Below are 19980 nucleotides of genomic sequence, written 5' to 3'. Positions count from 1 at the left end.
TAACAGTTTAAACTGACCAAATTCGGTGATTGCAAAGCTTCTTTAGAACCACCCTCTGGCTTGTCATCGCTCAGGAAAATAGACGTTTAGCTTTTAATAGCGCGCCCAAAACGACTGAGCTAAAGGCATCAGCAACGGTAATATTAACCTCTGGATAACGCGCTTTAATCGCTTGCTGGACTAGCGGTGATAACCCCATACCGCCGGTTAAATAGATAATTTCTGGTTGCTGTTTGGCCTCATCAACCGCGCTGTCAATCATGACAAACATCTTTTCTAACCATTTTGTCATAGTCTGTGCAACCTGATCACGTTTGATGGTCACGTCCAATGATTTGTCTATAAAAGCTAAGGGTAAATCTGTTTGTTGCTGGTCACTTAAATCGATCTTCGCAAGCTCAATGGCATGCATCAATTGATGAGTAAGCCTTTGCTTTTGTACCTGCTGTAAACGCATCAGTGGTGCAGGATCTTTACTATCGGAGATATATTCAGTGATCGATTTAGCACGAGCGGGGGAATAAAAATCACTCATCTCGGGAATATTGTCAATCGCATAAACGCCAAAATACAACATATTTGGAATTGAACGGCCACCTGCTGTGCGCCCTCCCCGACCAAACAGAGGCGACACTATGCTGCTTGCTAAATATTTATCACTTACAATGCCGCCCTGGCGGATCCCCTTGGTGGCATAAATATCAGCATCTCTCTCAAGTTTATCGGCTTTCTCTTTACTTAATAAACAAAAAGTAACATCGGAAGTACCTCCTCCTAAATCGACTACCATCGCCTTAGTTGGCTTCTTAATTTGTTGTTCAAAGTGATAAGCTGCTGCCAGGGGCTCATGGATAAAGTCAACCTGTGTAAAACCCGCTTTGGTTGCTGCGCGTAACATTAGCGCTTCAGCTTGTTGGTTTCCTAACTCCCCCATAGTGGAGTGGTAGTTGACCGGGCGCGCAATAACCGCTTTATTAATAGTAATATTTAACTGTTTTTCAGCACACTGCTTAAGATAAGATAAAAAGCGAACGACCAATAGTTCAAAGTTATCTAATAAACGTTTTGGAATTTTAGCGCCAAGAAAATTCTTTGGGCTATTAACATAGCGCCCTTCATCAGGGGTTAATAAAAAGGTCTTAAAGCCTTGTTCACCAAACAAAATCTCACCGGAATTTAACATCTCATTTAAGGTTTGCTCATTCGTTTTTGCATTATTACTCGCGGCACCCGATTCATTATGGGTCAAATAGATTGCAGAACGGATCTTAAACGGGTTCTCACTCTCTTTATCGACAACAATCAGTGTCGGTTTGTTATTAAGCCAAGCTGCTACGGCACAATTGCTTGTACCAAAATCAATACCAATAAAATCAGCGGTCATTATGTTTCCTGACAAAAAAAAAGGCAGGACATCCATACCTTCTAATTATTAAATTAAAGGCAAGATCATACCTTGAACAACTAAACATTAACATTGGACAGGGCAAAAAAGACTTAGCACGGGGATTTGCAGAGGCGGCTAATTGGCCGTTAGCTATACTATAATGGACATATCAACGCCAGAAAGAAAAAGTAGCGTTTAATTCCTGCGCCAACTTACATAACCTGCACCGTTGGGCTGTTGATTCTAGGGATCAAATGCCCAACGGCCTAGAGGAAAAGCTATGTTTGGATTTACGCTTATTCTTAACCTGATTGCCTCTCTGATGCATGGCTATCTCACCTGGCGTATTGCATCTCTCAACTGCTTCAAGCCAGTTCATCTCCGTCGCAGGCTATGGCTGCTTTCCCTGACACTGTGGCTGTTATACCTGGTCGGCATACACGCTGGTGATGATGTCAGCGGAAGTCTGCTGAGCCTGCTAAATCAGCTTGCCCTGAACTGGCTGGGAGCGCTGTTTCTTGCTACCACTATCCAGCTTATGCTCGAACTACTGAGCGGCTTTGGTTTTTGGGCAAAACCCTATCTTAATCAGCTTCGCAGCAGTGCCCTTTTGCTCTCGTTGCTATTGATTGTCGTGGCACTGGTGCAGGGTATGCGTGCGCCGATCGTTAGCCGGCACGAGGTTACCCTGACTGCACTGCCCGTATCGCTCGACGGCACTCGTATTGTGGTGCTATCAGATCTGCATCTCGGCAGTCAGTTGGGAGCGCAATGGCTTAATGCGCGGGTTGCTCAGGTTGAAGGACTCAAACCAGATCTGATCGTTCTGTTGGGTGATATCTTTGAGGGACATGGCAGAATAGATAGCGGCCTGCAAGCTGTCTTTGCGCGCCTGAAAGCGCCGATGGGAGTCTATGCCGTCACCGGTAATCACGAGTTCCACGGTGACAGTACGGCAGCCATCGCCATCAGCGAGAAGGCCAGCGTAGTATGGCTGCGCAACTGCTGGCAGGAGGTCGCCCCCGGATTACTGCTTGCAGGCGTAGATAATCTATCCAGACAGCAGCTCAATAATAATAACGGGGATCGGGTATTGTCGTTACTCGATGGGAATTATAAGGGCGCTATAGTACTACTTTCGCACTCACCGTTGCAGGTGAAAAAGGCCAAAAATAGGGGTGTCGGGCTGATGTTGTCAGGCCACACTCACGGAGGCCAAATCTGGCCCTTCGGCCTTCTGGTCAAACAATACTATCCCTACTTCGATGGGTGATATCAGATCGGCAAGATGAGCCTGATCGTTAGTTGCGGCACCGGCCTGTGCGACCTCACATGCGGCTGTGGCAGCCGGGTGAAATTATTGAAGTGACACTCCGTGCGGACTAAATCAGCGCCAGCCGGCTATCTCAAAATTTTTGCTGCAGACCACTCTTCCCTCAATCACAGCTTTCGCTGCGGTCTCAAAAAAAACGGCTCTACGCTTAAGATAGAAAGAACAAAGTCCCGGTCAAAGTTATTAAAGTTATTAAAGTTATCAAAGTTGATTTGAACAGCTTGTTTGGGTAAAAAACTTTTATTCTTCCTATACTGAATTACTTGTGCAACATTAAACTGCTCAATCATCAAAAATAAAAAAATCACAGTAAACAAAAAAATCGCATAATTTTTAAACACATCCCTCGATTTTCTTATTTAAGGATTTAAAATTCCTTCATCACTTCCGAAAAAATCCGATAAGATTTCACCCGATCCTCATGATCAAAGATATGAGATGCCACCATTAATTCATTGACCCCCGTTTTTTGAAGAAAATCTGTGGTATTTTGCTTTAGTGTTTCCTTGCTACCCACAAAAGAATATTTCAGCATACGCTGAAAAGTGGGATTTTCAGACAACTCCCGCAATTCATCGGTCATATTGGTAGGCTTCTGAAGATAGTCAATATTTCCGGTCAAAACACCAAACATCATTCGAATCATAGAGGTAGACATTTTTTCTGCCTCCTGATCGCTGTCTGCTGCGATCACATTGATGCAGGCAATTGTATAGGGTTCCTGCAATAATTCTGAAGGCTTAAAATTATTGTTATAAATATTCAGGGCCTCAAATAATTGTGCAGGCGCAAAATGACTTGCAAAAACATAGGGAAGTCCTTTTTTAGCCGCAAGGTGAGCGCTATCTGTACTGGAGCCTAATATATAAAGTGGCACATTTATCCCTTCGGCAATGCTAGTCCTTACTTGGGCCCCGCTATTCTTAGGAGAAAAATACTGTTGAATCTCACCGATTTCTTCGGGAAATTTATGGACCGCTTGCATTCTGTCAGACCGGATGGCATGCGCCGTTATTTGATCTGTTCCCGGAGCTCTTCCCAGGCCCAAATCAATTCGATTTGGGTAAATAGAGCCCAAGGTTCCAAATTGTTCGGAGACAATTAAAGGAGAGTGGTTGGGAAGCATAATTCCACCGGAACCCACCCTTATTTTATTTGTACCACCAGCAATATATCCAATTAGGACTGCCGTTGCTGAACTGGCAATGCTTATCATATTGTGGTGCTCTGCCAGCCAAAAACGTTTGTAACCAAATTCTTCTGCTTTTTGGGCAAGGTCAAGGCTCTTTTTAAAGGTTTCTTCAGGTGTCGAATGGCTGGAAACAGTGGCTAATTCTAGTATCGAAAATGGGATGTTTTTAAAGTTCATACTTAATATTTAATCCTTGTTTTATTCAGATGTAATCTCTGTTGCTCAACTTGAAATATGATTTATTTTGGTTCTGTTTTAGCCGTCATCGCAGTGGCACATTGCGAGCAAGACAGCACATTTAAAGGTATTCCACTGGGCCAGAGTCGCCATAAAATACGATTATTGCAGAATAGTTCTCTCTGAGTTAAAGGCACACTCAGAGGCTGATAGAAATCTTATTCGAAACCATTAGGGGCATAGCCGGAATGAGTCAATTTGCTCTTACTTTGATTGTTATGCTTGTTCTAGCTCATTTTTTGAATAGATCATAGCTTATGGAAAATAGCGACTTACCCCGGAACTGACACCTGGAAAAGTAAGTTTTTTTCCAAACTAAGAACAGCTCAGATAAATGACTATCCTCTTATTAGATTACAGAAGCAATAGGAGGCGGGAAGCGTTTTGTGTAAGTCGCTTTTGGGAAGAAGCGAGCATAATGCTCACTTTTATTTTTACTACCTGAGTGTAATAAAACACAAAATGAGGCTAAAATCTGCATACAGAAAGCGCCGCCTTTATTATTATGATAGATTTCTGCATAACACTACATCGACGAACACTCTTACCGCGACGATGTGTTCGTTACGGTTATTCAGAAGGGTTATTACCCTACCGTGTTGTTTAGTAATTAGATGGCTGTCCAACTATTAATTCTTATCACTCCATGGCCGGAGGTTCACCCTCCCAACGGATTAAAATATCAGCATAGAATAAATATCGCCGCGCTTTATTAAAAGAGCGGCGATATTCATTTATTCAGCTGTCGTAGCGCCGACGAGAGCTGATCGTTCACACCATGACACACTTAAAATAAGACTAAATAGTGTAATCGCTAGCACTAACTCTATAAAAGCGCCGCAGCCATATTTATTTCTGGCTACAGCGGATCTAATATCATATTCCAGAATGTGTTAACGACCCCATCAAAGCTGCGCCAGCGCACTCACCAACAGTGGATAGATTTTGTTTTGATCCACGCAGTTGCTGATATAGTCCTTAGTTGCACCACCAGCAGTGTCGGGCGAGCCTCGAAGCGCGCAACCATCGGTACGGGCGATGGCCTTTTCAAGTTTCTGCCGGGTTTGATCAACTTTTGACTTTTGCAGACTGTCAATCGCCTGCAACAGAAAATTTTCCATTGCAGTCTGGTTCCCACTGGTTGTGACACTGCTAAGTGATAACACGGTGATAATATTTAATGATTCCATCGCCTGTTGCTGCACATATTGTTCCGTGGTGATAACCGCAATATTTACCTCGTCCGGCGTGGAGTCAGCATAACCATCGCTGACCACAAGCTCTGCCGTATAGGCACCGGCAAGATCCGGTATTAACTCTGGAGTCACACCAGCATTGTCGCTGAGGGTTGCGCTACTCCCGGTGGGCGCAGTGAGAGTCCACAGAAAGGTCAGTGCATCAGAGTCTGAATCAAAACTTGCCGAGCCATCGAGCACCACGGTTTCACCCACATAACTGCCCCGATCAAAGCCGGCATTTGCCACAGGTGGCGTATTTAATGAAGAAACGGTGACTATATCAGGAAGGCTGGACAGTGCGCCTTGATCCGTCACCACTAGGCTTATCAGATAGTCGCCCGGTAGATCCACAATAAAGCTGGGGGTCACTGTATCGGCATTGGTCAGCACAACAGGGCTACCCGGCGGTTTCGCATCAAAGGTCCAATCGTATAAAAGATCTTCCGATGCTGTTTTGTCATCTGTAGAGCCACTGCCGTCAAGGGCAACGTTCTGCCCGACATGAATGGACTGATTAAGCCCTGCCTCTGCCACGGGCGCCGTATTACCAGTCACGCCGGTGAATATGTAGGCGGCACCTGCATCAGCGCCATTGTCATCCTCAAGATTTGCTGCAATCAGTGCGGTATCGCCGGACAGTCCCATTGAAAAACTAAAAAAATCACGGTAAGCACCGTCGCCTGGTTTGATTTTCGCTTGCTCACTCCAGATAGTCCCATTACGGGCAAATATGTAAACTGCGCCAGAGTCAGTGCCGTTATCATCATCACGGATGGCGCTAACAAGCGCAGTATCACCAGACAGCGCAACCGACCAGCCGGACTCATCATCGGTTTCGACATCACTGCCGATGAGTTTTGCCTGTTGGCTCCAGAGTGCGCCGCTGCGCACAAATACGTAGGCCGCACCGGCTTCAAGACCCTTGTCAGCATCACCATTCGTTCCAATTAGCGCCGTATCTGCAGATAACGCAACTGATACCCCAAAAAAATGATAGCTTTTAGAATCATCCGGCTGGAGTTTGGCCTGTTCGCTCCAGGTTGTGCCACTGCGTGTAAACACGAAGGCGCTTCCTGAACGAGTGCCGTTATCATCATCGTAAACTGTACCGATCAATGCAGTATCATCGAATAGATCCACCGCCCAACCAAACCTGTCATTTGTTAAACCATCACTGTCCCTGAGCTTAGCCTGCTCGTTCCAAGTAGTTCCACTGCGAGTGTAGATATAGACCGAACCGGCATCTGCGTCCGGATTATCGTCGCCATAGGCGCCGATTGCCAGGTTATCGCCATAGATTGCTAGCGAATTACCGAAAAAATCACGAAATTGACCATCACTGGCAGTGATTTTTGCCTGTTCACTCCAGACAGTTCCACTTCGAGTATAAACATAAACAGCGCCAGCGTCAGTGACCACGCCGTCCGCAAATCTGGCACCAACGACTATGGTATCGCCATCTATCGCCACTGAGTAACCGAAGTTATCAGCGGTGCTGCCATCACTGGCGGTCAGTTTGGCCTGTTCACTCCAGGAAGTGCCGTTACGGGTATACACATAAGCGGCACCCGGGCCAGAAGCTGGAACAGTATATGAAACACCGGCACCAATAACGGCGGTATCCCCGGACAATGCCACCGAGTAACCAAAATAATCATAAGCGGCGCCATCACTGGCGAGAATTTTGGCCACCTCAACAGGCGTCAGCGCTGCCCAGGATGCACTTGCAATAAGACTCAAGAATGTAATAGCTACCAACCTCAGTCCTGAAAGATATAAATGAAACATACTCATATACTCCTATTAGTAGGGTGTTTTTGAAATGATAGATAGCTATAAGTATAGTAAGAGTAGAAAAGCTTCACCAAAAAAATGTTGATTTAAACAGCCTGTTTTAGCTCTTTAATACTGGTCATTATTTTACTCCTCCGCGATGCCTGCCATTTTCAATATCAAGATTAAAAATCAGCTTTAATCTTTGCGCCCAAGTCATCAACGGGTGTTTTCTGACGGGGCTTTTATACTTTCGCCGCACATTATATAAACACCTAATGCACAAGTTTCGCATACTTAAATTTATTGAAAAATGAATTATTTTCAATTTGTATTTACAGAGACCTTTATAAATGCAAATGCAAATGCAAATGCATCATTTTCCCAAGACAAAAAAACCATTTACAAGTGAATATGTATGCTACCCAACTGTTTTATTACGTGCTCTGGTCTAACCTTTAACAATCAAAAAAATTTAAATGTTTATGACTAATACACTGTTAGTCCACACCAGGGATAAGCATGAAAAAACTATTATTATTCTTTGCAGCGGGCTGCTTGGGAGCACTAGGCAACAGCATAACTGTTTGGCAATTTGGACAGCTTGGTATCACTTCAACATGGGGTGTTTCAATTGACCCCTCTTTCAGCCCTGCATGGTTGTATCCAAGAATTGTGTGGGGCGGTCTCTGGGGATTTCTTTTCATTCTACCCATATTGCAATCAAGGCTACTTCTTAAGGGAACAATCTTAAGTCTATTTCCAACCGCTGTTATGCTCTTTATTGTTTTCCCCTATCAGGCAAACAAAGGTATTGCTGGAATAGAGCTTGGACTAATGACACCGGTGTTTGTAATATTCTTCAATTGGGTGTGGGGTATTATTACAGCCATCACCATTAAGTATGCAAAGTAAAAGGGCTCACAATGCGTTCCTGTTGAGGTTTTGGTTTCCGAAGAATGTCACCAAAAAAGTCAGTTCCTATTTTTATTAATGGAAAGGAGATAAGTCACATGCGTACATTTATTGTTGGAATATTTATACTGGTATGGTCGTTGCAGGTAAACGCAACCTTGATTGACATCACTAAAACCTTCGACGTCAAAAATGACACAGGTCATTTTGCGACTGATTTTCATGTGGAGATTATATTTGATAAATCCAGTGCTTTTTCAGGGCCTCTATTAGGGGAGTTAAGCGCAACCAATACACCTGATTGGGATTATTCCTGGGGATTTCAGGGGACAGCAGGTAACTCTAAAGATGCCAGGTTACGGGTAGATTTTGTAGGTGATATTAAAGATCATGTTCCCATCGATGGCACAGCAACTTTTAAGTTTACTTTTAAGGCCGATCCAACCGACATTAAGAGCATAACGCATTATTGGACGGTTCCTGAGCCTAATATTTCCATATTATTGGGTTTCGGTCTGCTCGGTATACGGCTCTTTTCCAGAAGAAGAAAGCAGCATTAGCCTTTATGCAGATATTGTTTCCTTTGCTGCCAAAGAGGGTCAATTTTTTTTTCATCTTGCGCTGTCAGTATCATCAGGCAACGCACAGGAAAGCGTCACCCTCTGCTGAATATTTATAATAGTCGAGTAGAGCAGGCTGCGGCTTAAAGCTGTTAAATCCAGTTTAAAATGCAGAGACAATACCTAACGGAGCCTTTGCTGCTGTTTGCAACCTACTTGAACGCATTATTAATATTGTTCAATAGGCCAAACATCACTAAATTCACTAAAAAACAAAAATTAAATCTATTTAATTTGTAATATTTAATAATTCATATTGCTCTCTCCTTTCTTTGATCGTAGTGTTTTTAAAATTGCGAACATCTTGCAACATTGCATTTAAGAACATAACCACATTAGTGAGTGCTACCGTGAAAATTAAAGAAAGGTTTAATATTTTGAATTTAGACGCTAATGAAAAACTGCTCTTTCAAAGTGAAGAAAAAGAAAAGCTGGCCGCTGAGTTAATCATTGCCGAGGAAGAAAAAGAAAAGCTGGCTGCCGAGTTAGTCATTGCCAAGGAAGAAAAAGAAAAACTGGCTGCCGAATTAGTCATTGCTCTTGAATTTCGTATTGCCGCCACTGCCTTTGAATCTCAAGAAGGCATGTTTATCACCGATGCTAATAACCGTATTCTTCGCGTGAATAAGGCCTATATCAGAATTTCAGGCTACAGTGCAGAAGAAGTTATTGGACAAAAACCTAAGCTATTTAGCTCTGGCCGGCAAGAAAAAGTGTTCTATAAGGCGATGTGGGACAGTATCAACAGCACCGACGCATGGGAAGGTGAGATATGGAATAGCCGCAAAAATGGTGATATCTATCCTGGACATATGACTATTACTGCAGTGAAAGATACCAACGGGATGGTCTCTAATTATGTCGCTATGATCATAGATATTACGTTAGACAAAGCTGCCTCGGAAGAAATCAATAACCTCGCCTACTTTGATCCGCTCACTAAGTTGCCAAACCGCCGTCTATTGCTTGATGAACTTAATCTTGCCCTCACTATTAATGCGCGCACTCATCAGTATGGTGCATTACTGTTTATTGATTTAGACCACCTTAAAACCCTCAATAATACCCGTGGCCACGATGTGGGAAATTTATTATTAAAACAAGTAACCACCCGCTTAACTGAAAGTGTTAGAGAAGGTGATACCATCGCTCGATTGGGCTGTAATGAGTTTGTGGTGGTGTTAGAAAACCTCAGCCCACAAGCAATTAAAGCTACTGCACAAACCAAACAGATGGCCAAAAAAATCCTCTTTACACTGACTCAACCCTACTCACTCAATGCGATCAAGTATCACTGCACCCTCAGTATCGGCGCGACAATTTTCAATGGGCATGAATTGGGATCAGAGGAGCTGTTAAAGCAAGCGGATATTGCTATGTATCAATCCAAGGACGCAGGGCGTAACAGCCTTTGTTTCTTTAATCAAACAATGCTGGAAGCTATTACTATCCGTGCAGAGATGGAAAATGAACTGCACAAAGCGATTAAACAAAATCAATTCCAACTATATTATCAAATACAGGTTAACGGCTCTGGTCAAGCATTAGGAGCTGAAGCCTTAATCCGCTGGCAACATCCAGAACGTGGTCAGATTTCACCCTTTAACTTTATTCCTTTAGCCGAAGAAACAGGGCTTATTTTACCGATAGGGCAATGGGTATTAGATACCGCCTGTGCTCAACTTAAAAAATGGCAACAGAACCCACTGACACAAGACCTTGTACTCGCCGTTAATGTCAGTGCGAAACAATTTCATCAAGAAGACTTTATAGAACAAGTCAAAACCACTCTGCAACGTCATCAGATTATCCCTGACCGACTAAAGCTAGAACTAACCGAAAGTATGTTGGTGGAAAATATTAGCGATATCATTATCAAAATGAATACGCTCAGAAAAATAGGTATTTTATTCTCATTAGACGACTTTGGCACTGGTTATTCTTCTTTACAATATCTAAAAAGATTGCCCATCAATCAATTAAAAATAGACCAGTCATTTGTGCGTGACCTTATTACGGATGCCCATGACAGAATAATTGTACGCACTATCATTGCCATGTCACATAGCTTAGGTATCGACGTTATTGCCGAGGGTGTCGAGACAGTAGAAGAAAAACAATTCCTGTTGAATAAAGGCTGTACCCATTATCAAGGTTATTTATTTAGCAAACCCGTGCCAATTGATGAGTTTGAGGCGTTGCTTAAGTCGGGCTGATTGTTAATGGTCTACGTTATCGCTGATCGTTATTGAATCTGGTGATTTATTCGTCTGCAGAGCAATATAACTGGTGCGGATGAAAAGCGAGGCACATACCTTTTAATCATTAAATTAAAGGAAAGATCAAACCACCTGCTGCACAATCCGCACTGATAACCCGTAAAGACACGGAACAGAACAATGACTATATTGAACTGGTATTGACTAAGTATCAGACTCACTTGAATTTATCAGGATCTACTTTGGCTCCGATTCTGCGCATGAAAGACAAGATATCGACAGCAAGTGTAGCTTTGTAACGCATAATACAGGGAAATAACGGGTTATTAGATTAAGGTTAATTGATGCTAACCTTTTGCCAATTTTAAAATATTATCCTAGAAACAATAAAGCCCCGACATAAGTCGAGGCTTTATTTAATGTTTGGCAGGGATGGAGAGATTCGAACTCCCAACATACGGATTTGGAATCCGTCGTTCTACCGTTGGAACTACACCCCTGTAGACGTGTTGAATAATACCTAAGCTAAATTTAAAGTAAAGTATTTTATACTGCAAAGTGTTTGACTGACGACAAAATAAACAGTTTAAGCCTAAACGGTTAAACATAAAAAATTTTTTTTATGTTTAACTACTCGTAGCCAGTTGCTATTCTCTAGTGTATTTTTACGATTTAAACACAGTGATTATTTAACGAGGATTTTGATTAATATGAGTACCCCACAACCAAGCATCAAACCTGCTGTTCCTAATTTTTCATCTGGCCCATGTGCAAAACGTCCGGGTTATGATGTGAGTCAACTCGATCTTTGTGCATTAGGCCGTTCTCATCGATCCAGTCTTGGCAAAAAAGCATTAGAAAAAGTTATTTCCGATACGGCTGAAATATTGCAACTGCCTAAAGGTTACCGCGTGGGTATTGTTCCAGCTTCAGATACTGGCGCGATGGAGATGATTTTATGGTCAATGCTCGGCCCAAGACCCGTTGATGTCTGCTACTGGGAGTCATTTGGTGAAGGCTGGTATGCTGATATTATCAAGCAGCTGAAATTAGACAAAGTCAATAAAATCAGCGCAGATTACGGACAGTTACCCGATTTATCAAAAGTTAATCCAGAAAATGATATTGTTTTCACTTGGAATGGCACAACCTCTGGTGTTAAGGTTGAGAATGGTGATTTTATTAAAGATGATCGCCAGGGACTAACTATTTGTGATGCAACTTCTGCTGTATTTGCGATGCCATTACCTTGGGAAAAATTAGATGTTACCACCTTTAGCTGGCAGAAAGTGCTTGGCGGTGAAGGGGCTCACGGAATTATTATTTTAAGTCCCCGTGCCGTTGAGCGTTTAGAAAGCTATACACCAAGCTGGCCTTTACCTAAAATATTCCGCTTAACAGCAGGCGGAAAACTGATTGAAGGTATTTTTAATGGTGCAACCATTAACACCCCTTCTATGCTTTGTATCGCTGATTACCAAGACGCCCTTAACTGGGTAAAAGAGATGGGAGGTGTTCAAGCAAGCATCCAAAAATCTTTGGATAACTTAGCTGTTTTAGAGACGTTTGTGGCCAATAATAGCTGGATTAATTTCTTAGCTGAAAAAGCAAACACTCGCTCAAATACCAGCGTCTGTTTATCCCTTGATTTAAGTGATTCACAAATTAAAGCATTGGTTAACTTACTGGCAGAAGAGCAAGTTGCCTATGATATTGCAGCTTATAAAGACGCGCCCAGTGGTTTACGCATTTGGTGTGGCAGCACAGTAGAAAAACACGATTTACAAGCTTTATTGCCTTGGCTAACTTGGGCTTACCAAGAAGTCACCGTATAACAGCACAACAAAATTTAAGGGTACTCATGAATAATAATAAATTCGATTTTGACTATATCTGTATTGGCGGCGGCAGTGGCGGCATTGCCTCGGCTAATCGGGCATCGAAGTATGGACAAAAGGTAGCAATCATTGAAGCAAAAGCATTGGGCGGCACTTGTGTCAATGTTGGCTGCGTGCCTAAAAAAGCGATGTGGTATGCCGGACAAATTGCAGATGCGCTACGCTATGCGCCTGATTATGGTTTTGATGCACCGCTTAAAAATTTCAGCTGGGCAAAATTAATTGAAAGCCGCGAAGCTTATATTGCGCGTATTCATCAATCATATGAACGGGTTTTGGGTAACAATAATATTACTGTGATTGACGGTTTTGCTAAGTTTATTGATAATCATACGGTTGAAGTCAATGGAAAAACCTATACAGCACCTCATATTACGGTTGCAACGGGCGGTGCTCCAACTGTTCCAGCAATTGAGGGAGCAGAACACGGTATTACATCCGATGGTTTTTTTGCCCTTAATGAGCAACCCAAACGAGTCGCCGTTGTTGGTGCAGGTTATATCGCGGTGGAAATAGCCGGTGTCTTTAATGCCTTGGGCAGTGAAACCCATTTACTTTGCCGTCGCCATACTTTTTTGCGTGACTTCGATCATATGCTTTCCTCCACATTGGTTGAAGTGATGCAGGAAGAAGGCCCGACACTGCATACTCACTCGACCCCTAAATCAGTACATAAAAATGAGGATGGCAGCCTTACCTTACATTTAGAAAATGAAAAATCGCTGACTGTTGACTGTTTGGTTTGGGCTATTGGTCGTAACCCGGCCAATACTGATATCGGTCTGGAAAATACCGATATTGAACTTAATAAACATAAATTTATCAATGTTGATAAATACCAAAATACAACAGCTCAAGGTATTTATGCCGTAGGCGATAATACTGGTGAGATCCAATTAACCCCGGTTGCGATCAAGGCCGGTAGATTTTTGTCAGAGCGTTTATTTAACGGACAACTGGATGCGCATTTAGATGCTAAATTAGTGCCGACAGTGGTCTTTAGCCACCCGCCGATAGGAACAATAGGCTTGACTGAGCTTGAGGCGGAAGAAAAATACGGTAAAAGCAAGCTGAAGGTTTATACCTCACAATTTACCAGTATGTATACCGCCATGACGACCATGCGCCAACCAACACGAATGAAATTAGTTTGTGCCGGGGAAAACCAAAAAGTGGTTGGTTTACATTGTATTGGTTTAGCATCTGATGAGATTTTGCAGGGTTTTGCGGTGGCCATGAAAATGGGTGCAACCAAAGCAGATTTTGATAGCTGTGTCGCGATTCACCCAACCAGTGCAGAAGAATTTGTAACGATGACTTAAGTAATAAAGAAGCAACAAAAAGCCCCGCTTAATGTCTTGTATTAAGCGGGGCTTTTCTATTAATACGCTTTAAAAATTAAACAGAAAAAGGATATTTAATTGCATCATGGCATTGATAACCTTCTACTTCAAAATCATCCATGGTTACCCAGGTTTCGAGATCTTGTAATGATTTAATTTTCGGGTTAATCTTTAATTGCGGGGATGCAAAGGGTAAACGCGGTAGCTGCACATCACGCATTAATGCTAATTGATCTTCATAGATATGCGCATTCACTATTTTATGGTAAGCCATACCCGCTTTTTTACCGGTTATTTGCGCCATTAAGGCGAGCAAAGCAAAGACCTGAACTTGATTAAAATTAAGGCCAAGCGGAACATCACAGGAGCGTTGGTAACTGGTCAAGTGAAGTGTGTCGCCAAGTAATGAAAAGGTGTGAGTATGCATACAAGGCCGCAAACAGCCCATCTCAAATTCGCCGGGATTATAAAAAGTCACTATTTCCCCGCGATCATCAATACCGTTACTGAGATCATCCACTACTTTTTTAAGCTGATCAATAAAACCGCCGTCGGGCTTAGCCCAGGAACGACCCTGAATCCCATAAACGCGGCCCATGTCGTCCTCACCTTTACGGTACGGATTATTCAGCCAGGCATTATTTAAATTGGAATTTGCATCCCAGGTTTTGGTGCCTAATTTTCTAAAATCAGCCGCATTATCATAACCTCGGAGATAACCAATCAATTCTGCAATGGCTGATTTATAAAAACTTTTACGCGTCGTTATCATCGGAAATTGATTATTTCCCACATCATACTCAAGGTCAGCATTGATCACCGTCAAACAGCGTTTGCCGGTTCGCTGGTTTTCAATCCAGATACCCTTGTCGACAATGCGCTGACATAATCCTAAATATTGTTTCATTTTCTGTTACCTAAACGGGTGAGTTATGATTTTTTAGCCATGTTTTTTTTTGGCCTTATTTGTTTTTGCTTTAGGCGGTTTAACATTATCTGCTTGAGACGGTGCTTGTGCTTTGGCTCTGTAGGCATAAGCTATAAATGCCATTCCAGCAAAAATCATAGGCAATGATAATAACTGCCCCATGCTTAGCCCTAAGCTTAATAATCCAAGATGTGCATCTGGCTCTCTTGCAAACTCAACGATGAATCGAAACACGCCGTAGGCAAGTAAAAATAATCCAGCCACTGAACCGGCTGGTCGGGCTTTACGAATATAGAGGATGAGAATAATAAATAAGACAACACCTTCCAGCGCAAATTCGTACAGTTGCGATGGGTGACGGGGCAACGGACCTGCATTTTGGAAAATAATGCCAAAGGGAGAATCAGTCACTCTTCCCCACAATTCAGAGTTAATAAAGTTACCGATACGCCCGGCTCCGAGTCCAACGGGTAAAAGTGGTACGATAAAATCCCCGACAGATAAAATTGAACGTTTATTCTTTTTAGCATAAAAAATAATCGCAGTGGTAACACCCAGCACACCACCATGAAATGACATCCCGCCTTCCCATATTTTAAACAGATAAAGTGGGCTATCTAAAAACAGCGGAAATTGATAAAACAAAACATATCCAATACGGCCGCCTAAAATAACGCCCATAAAACCATAAAAAAGCAAATCGCTCGCTTGTTCACGTGTCCAGATGCCATTTGATTTATCGCATTGACGATTTGCCATCCACAAAGCAAAAGTAAAACCAAGCAAATACATCAAACCATACCAGTGAATATCCACAGGACCAATACTAACTGCGACGGGGTCTATTTTGGGTAAAACAAAATTTGAAACTGACATTTAGCGACTCATTTAGCAGTATTTTAAACGGGGTGGTATCATAACCTAATCATCTGATGATACCAATAATAGCGTCACAGAAAGCTATAGACCGACCTGGCTGATAACTGCAGACCCATTAAGATTATTTCATTTTTTACCTGTAAATGTTATATTTTCATGATAAATCTCAACACCCCTCAGGCTGACAGCTTTATAATACGTGCCAATTACCCCTATAAAGGTGATTTCCATATACCCGCAACTAGCTGGATTTATTGACCACGAATCCCATAATATAAAACAGGTTTAAGATATGACCCCAACCCCCACTCTCATTCAACGATTTTTAAACGGAAGTTTAGTTTTACAAATAGTAATAGGCATTGTAGCCGGTTTAATACTGGCAAGCTTTTCACCAACAAGCGCCTTGTCAGTCTCCTTTTTAGGCAGTTTATTCGTCAGTGCTTTAAAAGCTGTCGCACCCATTTTAGTTTTTGTGTTAGTTGCCTCTTCGATTGCGAATCAACAAAAAGAAACCCGTACCAATCTTAAACCTATTATTAAGCTTTATTTGCTTGGCACGCTATTCGCAGCATCTACCGCTGTTATGGTGAGTTATTTTTTCCCTACCACTTTAGTACTGGTTGCAACCGATATTCAAGCAACGCCGCCAAATGGGATCCTTGAAGTATTAAATACCCTTTTATTTAAAATCGTTGATAACCCGGTAAATGCATTAGTGAGCGGCAATTTTATTGGTATTTTAGCATGGGCGGCAGGTTTAGGCTTTGCTCTGCAACGTGCCAACCAAAGTACCAAACAGGCATTACATGATATCTCCAATGCTGTGACCCGCATTGTTCATTTAGTGATACGTTTTGCACCTCTTGGTATTTTTGGCTTAGTCGCAGGGACTATTGCCGAAACAGGCTTTGACGCGCTTTTCGGCTACACCCATTTATTAGCGGTATTACTTGGCTGTATGATCTTAATTGCCCTGGTGATTAACCCAATTATTGTCTATGGAAAAACGAAAAAAAATCCATACCCGTTAATTTTCAGATGTTTACGTGAATCTGGTGTCACGGCCTTCTTTACTCGCAGTTCAGCTGCCAATATCCCGGTGAACATGGCGTTGTGTGAGAAATTAGAGCTGCACAAAGATACTTACTCTGTATCAATTCCGCTTGGTGCAACTATCAATATGGCGGGTGCTTCAATCACCATCACAGTATTGACCTTAGCGGCAGTGCATACCTTGGGCATTGAATTTGATATTGCCACGGCTATTTTATTAAGTGTGGTGGCTGCTGTTTCGGCTTGCGGGGCATCCGGTGTTGCAGGCGGTTCTTTATTATTAATTCCACTTGCCTGTGGATTATTTGGTGTACCCAATGAAGTCGCAATGCAGGTGGTCGCAATAGGTTTCATTATTGGTGTTGTTCAAGATTCAGCGGAAACTGCATTAAATAGCTCAACGGATGTGATCTTTACAGCAGCGGCTTGTTACGCAGCAGAAGAATTACCAGCAGCGGATACGATTGAAACGCTGGAAACGCTGGAAACGCTGGAAACGACGGCAAAAGCATAACAGTAAAAGATCAAAGCCGAGTGTAAAAACTCGGCTTTGATCTTATCTAATACTGATTATTTAGACTAAAAAAAGGGTGATCTAAATTAAAAGGTAAAAATACTCCTTTAAACTAACAGTTAAAGGGGTTGTGCCTATTTTATAATGTAATCGCTTAATTATTTTTTTTGCTATTACCTGCACGAATAAACCCGCCTAATTCTTTTATATTAAGGTAATCAACAAAAATAGCGCGAATATCTGTACCCTTGTTTGCCTTTAAAGCCTGCTCTACACAAGACTCTAATTCATAACGGGGAAGCGCATTAATTAAATACTTGATTCGGCCCATATTATAGGAGTTCATGCTCAATTTGGTATAGCCCAGACCGATCAAAATTAAAGCACCAATAGGATCACTGGCAAGCTCGCCGCAGATACTCACTTCCAAATCAAAACGCTTACTGTTATCTATAATCATTTTTAGCGCTTGCAGCACGGCAGGATGATAACTATCGTAAAGCGACGCCACACGACTATTATTTCTATCCACCGCTAATAAATATTGGATAAGGTCATTGCTGCCAACTGAAACAAAGTCTACTTTTTTGGCAAGTGCAGGAATAAGGAAAACAGCAGCAGGTACCTCAACCATTGCACCTATCGCAGGCATAGGGAATGCTTCGGAGGAATAATTAAGCTCAAACTTAATTTCATTCCATGCTTGGGTAATCAATTTATGGGCTTCGTCCACTTCTTCAATTGAAGTGACCATTGGCAGCATAATACGTAAATTTTGATGCTTTACACTGGCTCTTAACATCGCTCTAATCTGAACCAAAAATATTTCAGGATGATCCAAGGTTAAACGAATTCCACGCCAGCCAAGAAAAGGGTTATCTTCAACTATCGGAAAATAACTCAGGGATTTATCACCACCAATATCCAAGGTGCGCATGGTCACCGGTAACTTGGGATATTGATCAAGTAGTCGTTGGTAGACTTGCACCTGTTCCTGTTCGGTAGGAAAAGAGTCCGTCAATATAAAAGGTAATTCACTGCGGTATAAACCTATGCCATCAAAATGCCCTAATATTGTCCCGTGCTGCTTGGCATTTAAACCTGTGTTGAGCAGTATCGAAATAGCATGACCATCAAGGGTAACGGCTTTTTCATGCGGATCAGATTCAACCAGCTTTTTTAATTCATTTTCTTCATCTAGCACAGATTGATAATGACTCACTAATGATTGCTCAGGCAGCAGAATCACGCCACCTTCATAACCATCGATAATTAAACTTTTTTGATTAATATTATCTAAGGAAAATTGCACCCCCATTACCGCCGGAATACCGAGTGTTCGCGCTAAAATCGCCACGTGAGAACCAATGCCACCGTGAACCGAGACAATGCCCTGTAACTTGTCATTTGGGATACTCGCAACCATAGATAAAGTCACTTCATTAGCCACTAGAATAAGCTTATCGGGTAACTTTAAATCATCTTCAACCTGATGCGTAAGATGGTATAACAAACGTTGGGCAACATCGCGAATATCTGAAGAGCGTTGACTTAAATAGGGATCACTCATTGCCTCAAATTGTTTGATATAAGACTCTGCGACAACTTTAACTGCACTGGGGGCATTTAAATGAGATTCATTGATTTGTGATCTAATGGCATTTAAAAATGTTTTATCCTTTAGAATATGCGAGTAAATATCAAACAGAATGAAGGCATCTTTTGACACTTGTTCTTTAAGTGTTAATGCCAGATTAGAAAATTCGTCGATGCATTTTTTGACTATTATCTCAAACAGCAGGAGCTCTTTAACGACCGAGTGACTTTTTCCTATGATAACTTCCGCTAATGTCATAATAGAACGTACAACATACGCATCTGCAATTGCAATGCCCGGACTTGCAGGAGAGCCCTGCAGATAAATTGATGCCCTTGGCTGGTTTAATCGTTCAACATCTAAACTAAACGGCTGGTCAAGTACACTGGCTAAATGCATTGCGAGGGTAAGTAAAAAAGATTCTTCTAATTCGCTGAATAAACGGGGTTCTTTTTGCTGTACAACCAACACCCCTAATGCTTTTCGACGATGGATAATCGGGGTGCCTAATAATGAATTAAAAGACTCCTCTCCACTGCTCGGCAGATATTTGTAATTGGGGTGTTCGGTGATGTTGGCAATGTTTAAAGGCTCTCCCTTCTGGTGAATTAAGCCTATAATACCTTCGCCAAATTTGAGATAGGAAAAACCAACAACTTGGCTTGCAAGGCCTTCACTGGCTATTAAATTAAGTTGAGAAGTACTTTGATCGGTAATATAAATAGAGCAGCAGTCGACTTCCATGGCTAATTTGGTTTGGCGCACCAGAATGTCCATGGCCTCAGTTAAATTTTTTGCATTGCCGACCTGCTCTACTATATTCCGCAATTGACTTAACATACAAAACGCCT

At 42.1% G+C, this 19980-nt stretch carries 13 protein-coding genes and 1 tRNA gene; 7 read left to right on the top strand and 7 right to left on the bottom strand.

Going from position 1 to position 19980, the window contains the following annotated elements; genetic code table 11:
• Positions 1 to 70 precede the first annotated feature (70 nt).
• Complete coding sequence (gene yegD / locus PING_RS02715; protein ID WP_011768929.1) at positions 71 to 1384, bottom strand: molecular chaperone; 1314 nt, start codon at positions 1382 to 1384, stop codon at positions 71 to 73.
• A gap of 283 nt (positions 1385 to 1667) precedes the next feature.
• Between yegD and PING_RS02710 the strand changes: the two genes are divergently transcribed.
• Positions 1668 to 2660: a metallophosphoesterase gene (locus tag PING_RS02710; protein WP_011768928.1), complete on the top strand. Its 993-nt coding sequence runs from the start codon at positions 1668 to 1670 to the stop codon at positions 2658 to 2660.
• 427 nt (positions 2661 to 3087) lie between these two features.
• On the opposite strand, the gene PING_RS02700 is transcribed toward PING_RS02710, so the two are convergent.
• Positions 3088 to 4089 carry an LLM class flavin-dependent oxidoreductase gene (locus PING_RS02700; protein ID WP_011768927.1) on the bottom strand — a complete coding sequence of 334 codons (1002 nt, stop codon included), beginning with the start codon at positions 4087 to 4089 and terminating at the stop codon, positions 3088 to 3090.
• A gap of 965 nt (positions 4090 to 5054) precedes the next feature.
• Entirely contained in the window at positions 5055 to 7175 is a 2121-nt protein-coding gene (locus tag PING_RS19335; protein ID WP_011768926.1) for an FG-GAP repeat protein, read from the bottom strand.
• Between the two features lie 507 nt (positions 7176 to 7682).
• Between PING_RS19335 and PING_RS02690 the strand changes: the two genes are divergently transcribed.
• The 3 genes from PING_RS02690 (at position 7683) to PING_RS02680 (ending at position 10911) form a co-directional block, all read left to right on the top strand.
• Positions 7683 to 8075 (top strand): hypothetical protein, encoded by a 393-nt coding sequence (locus PING_RS02690; protein ID WP_011768925.1) that lies wholly within the window; start codon positions 7683 to 7685, stop codon positions 8073 to 8075.
• 98 nt (positions 8076 to 8173) lie between these two features.
• On the top strand, positions 8174 to 8635 hold the full coding sequence (locus PING_RS02685) for a PEP-CTERM sorting domain-containing protein (RefSeq protein ID WP_011768924.1): 462 nt from the start codon (positions 8174 to 8176) through the stop codon (positions 8633 to 8635).
• Positions 8636 to 9072: 437 nt separating this feature from the next.
• On the top strand, positions 9073 to 10911 hold the full coding sequence (locus tag PING_RS02680; protein WP_157035294.1) for a putative bifunctional diguanylate cyclase/phosphodiesterase: 1839 nt from the start codon (positions 9073 to 9075) through the stop codon (positions 10909 to 10911).
• Between the two features lie 427 nt (positions 10912 to 11338).
• On the opposite strand, the gene PING_RS02675 is transcribed toward PING_RS02680, so the two are convergent.
• Positions 11339 to 11414: transfer RNA gene (locus PING_RS02675), tRNA-Trp, on the bottom strand.
• Positions 11415 to 11624: 210 nt separating this feature from the next.
• Between PING_RS02675 and PING_RS02670 the strand changes: the two genes are divergently transcribed.
• Positions 11625 to 12749 (top strand): phosphoserine transaminase, encoded by a 1125-nt coding sequence (locus PING_RS02670; protein ID WP_011768922.1) that lies wholly within the window; start codon positions 11625 to 11627, stop codon positions 12747 to 12749.
• Positions 12750 to 12775: 26 nt separating this feature from the next.
• Positions 12776 to 14134: a glutathione-disulfide reductase gene (gene gorA / locus PING_RS02665; protein ID WP_011768921.1), complete on the top strand. Its 1359-nt coding sequence runs from the start codon at positions 12776 to 12778 to the stop codon at positions 14132 to 14134.
• Positions 14135 to 14210: 76 nt separating this feature from the next.
• On the opposite strand, the gene PING_RS02660 is transcribed toward gorA, so the two are convergent.
• The gene (locus PING_RS02660; RefSeq protein ID WP_011768920.1) at positions 14211 to 15062 is read right to left on the bottom strand and encodes a thymidylate synthase; all 852 of its coding nucleotides are present in this window, start codon (positions 15060 to 15062) and stop codon (positions 14211 to 14213) included.
• Positions 15063 to 15095: 33 nt separating this feature from the next.
• Positions 15096 to 15959 carry a prolipoprotein diacylglyceryl transferase gene (gene lgt, locus PING_RS02655; protein WP_011768919.1) on the bottom strand — a complete coding sequence of 288 codons (864 nt, stop codon included), beginning with the start codon at positions 15957 to 15959 and terminating at the stop codon, positions 15096 to 15098.
• Between the two features lie 295 nt (positions 15960 to 16254).
• On the opposite strand from lgt, the gene sstT reads away from it, so the two are divergent.
• The gene (gene sstT, locus PING_RS02650; protein WP_011768918.1) at positions 16255 to 17532 is read left to right on the top strand and encodes a serine/threonine transporter SstT; all 1278 of its coding nucleotides are present in this window, start codon (positions 16255 to 16257) and stop codon (positions 17530 to 17532) included.
• A 154-nt stretch (positions 17533 to 17686) separates the two neighbouring features.
• On the opposite strand, the gene ptsP is transcribed toward sstT, so the two are convergent.
• Positions 17687 to 19969: a phosphoenolpyruvate--protein phosphotransferase gene (ptsP, locus tag PING_RS02645; RefSeq protein WP_011768917.1), complete on the bottom strand. Its 2283-nt coding sequence runs from the start codon at positions 19967 to 19969 to the stop codon at positions 17687 to 17689.
• Positions 19970 to 19980: the final 11 nt, after the last annotated feature.

Origin of the sequence: Psychromonas ingrahamii 37, from assembly GCF_000015285.1 — a bacterium.
GTDB classification, from domain to species: Bacteria; Pseudomonadota; Gammaproteobacteria; order Enterobacterales; family Psychromonadaceae; genus Psychromonas; species Psychromonas ingrahamii.
This window is presented reverse-complemented; position numbering and strand designations above follow the sequence as displayed.

Bases quoted from the DNA above. Each gene is read 5' to 3' on its own strand.
- PING_RS02700 (WP_011768927.1), bottom strand. From the start codon at position 4,089: ATGAACTTTAAAAACATCCCATTTTCGATACTAGAATTAGCCACTGTT.
- lgt (WP_011768919.1), bottom strand. From the start codon at position 15,959: ATGTCAGTTTCAAATTTTGTTTTACCCAAAATAGACCCCGTCGCAGTT.
- ptsP (WP_011768917.1), bottom strand. From the start codon at position 19,969: ATGTTAAGTCAATTGCGGAATATAGTAGAGCAGGTCGGCAATGCAAAA.
- sstT (WP_011768918.1), top strand. From the start codon at position 16,255: ATGACCCCAACCCCCACTCTCATTCAACGATTTTTAAACGGAAGTTTA.
- PING_RS02670 (WP_011768922.1), top strand. From the start codon at position 11,625: ATGAGTACCCCACAACCAAGCATCAAACCTGCTGTTCCTAATTTTTCA.
- PING_RS02710 (WP_011768928.1), top strand. From the start codon at position 1,668: ATGTTTGGATTTACGCTTATTCTTAACCTGATTGCCTCTCTGATGCAT.
- PING_RS02690 (WP_011768925.1), top strand. From the start codon at position 7,683: ATGAAAAAACTATTATTATTCTTTGCAGCGGGCTGCTTGGGAGCACTA.
- PING_RS02660 (WP_011768920.1), bottom strand. From the start codon at position 15,062: ATGAAACAATATTTAGGATTATGTCAGCGCATTGTCGACAAGGGTATC.
- yegD (WP_011768929.1), bottom strand. From the start codon at position 1,384: ATGACCGCTGATTTTATTGGTATTGATTTTGGTACAAGCAATTGTGCC.
- PING_RS19335 (WP_011768926.1), bottom strand. From the start codon at position 7,175: ATGTTTCATTTATATCTTTCAGGACTGAGGTTGGTAGCTATTACATTC.
- PING_RS02685 (WP_011768924.1), top strand. From the start codon at position 8,174: ATGCGTACATTTATTGTTGGAATATTTATACTGGTATGGTCGTTGCAG.
- gorA (WP_011768921.1), top strand. From the start codon at position 12,776: ATGAATAATAATAAATTCGATTTTGACTATATCTGTATTGGCGGCGGC.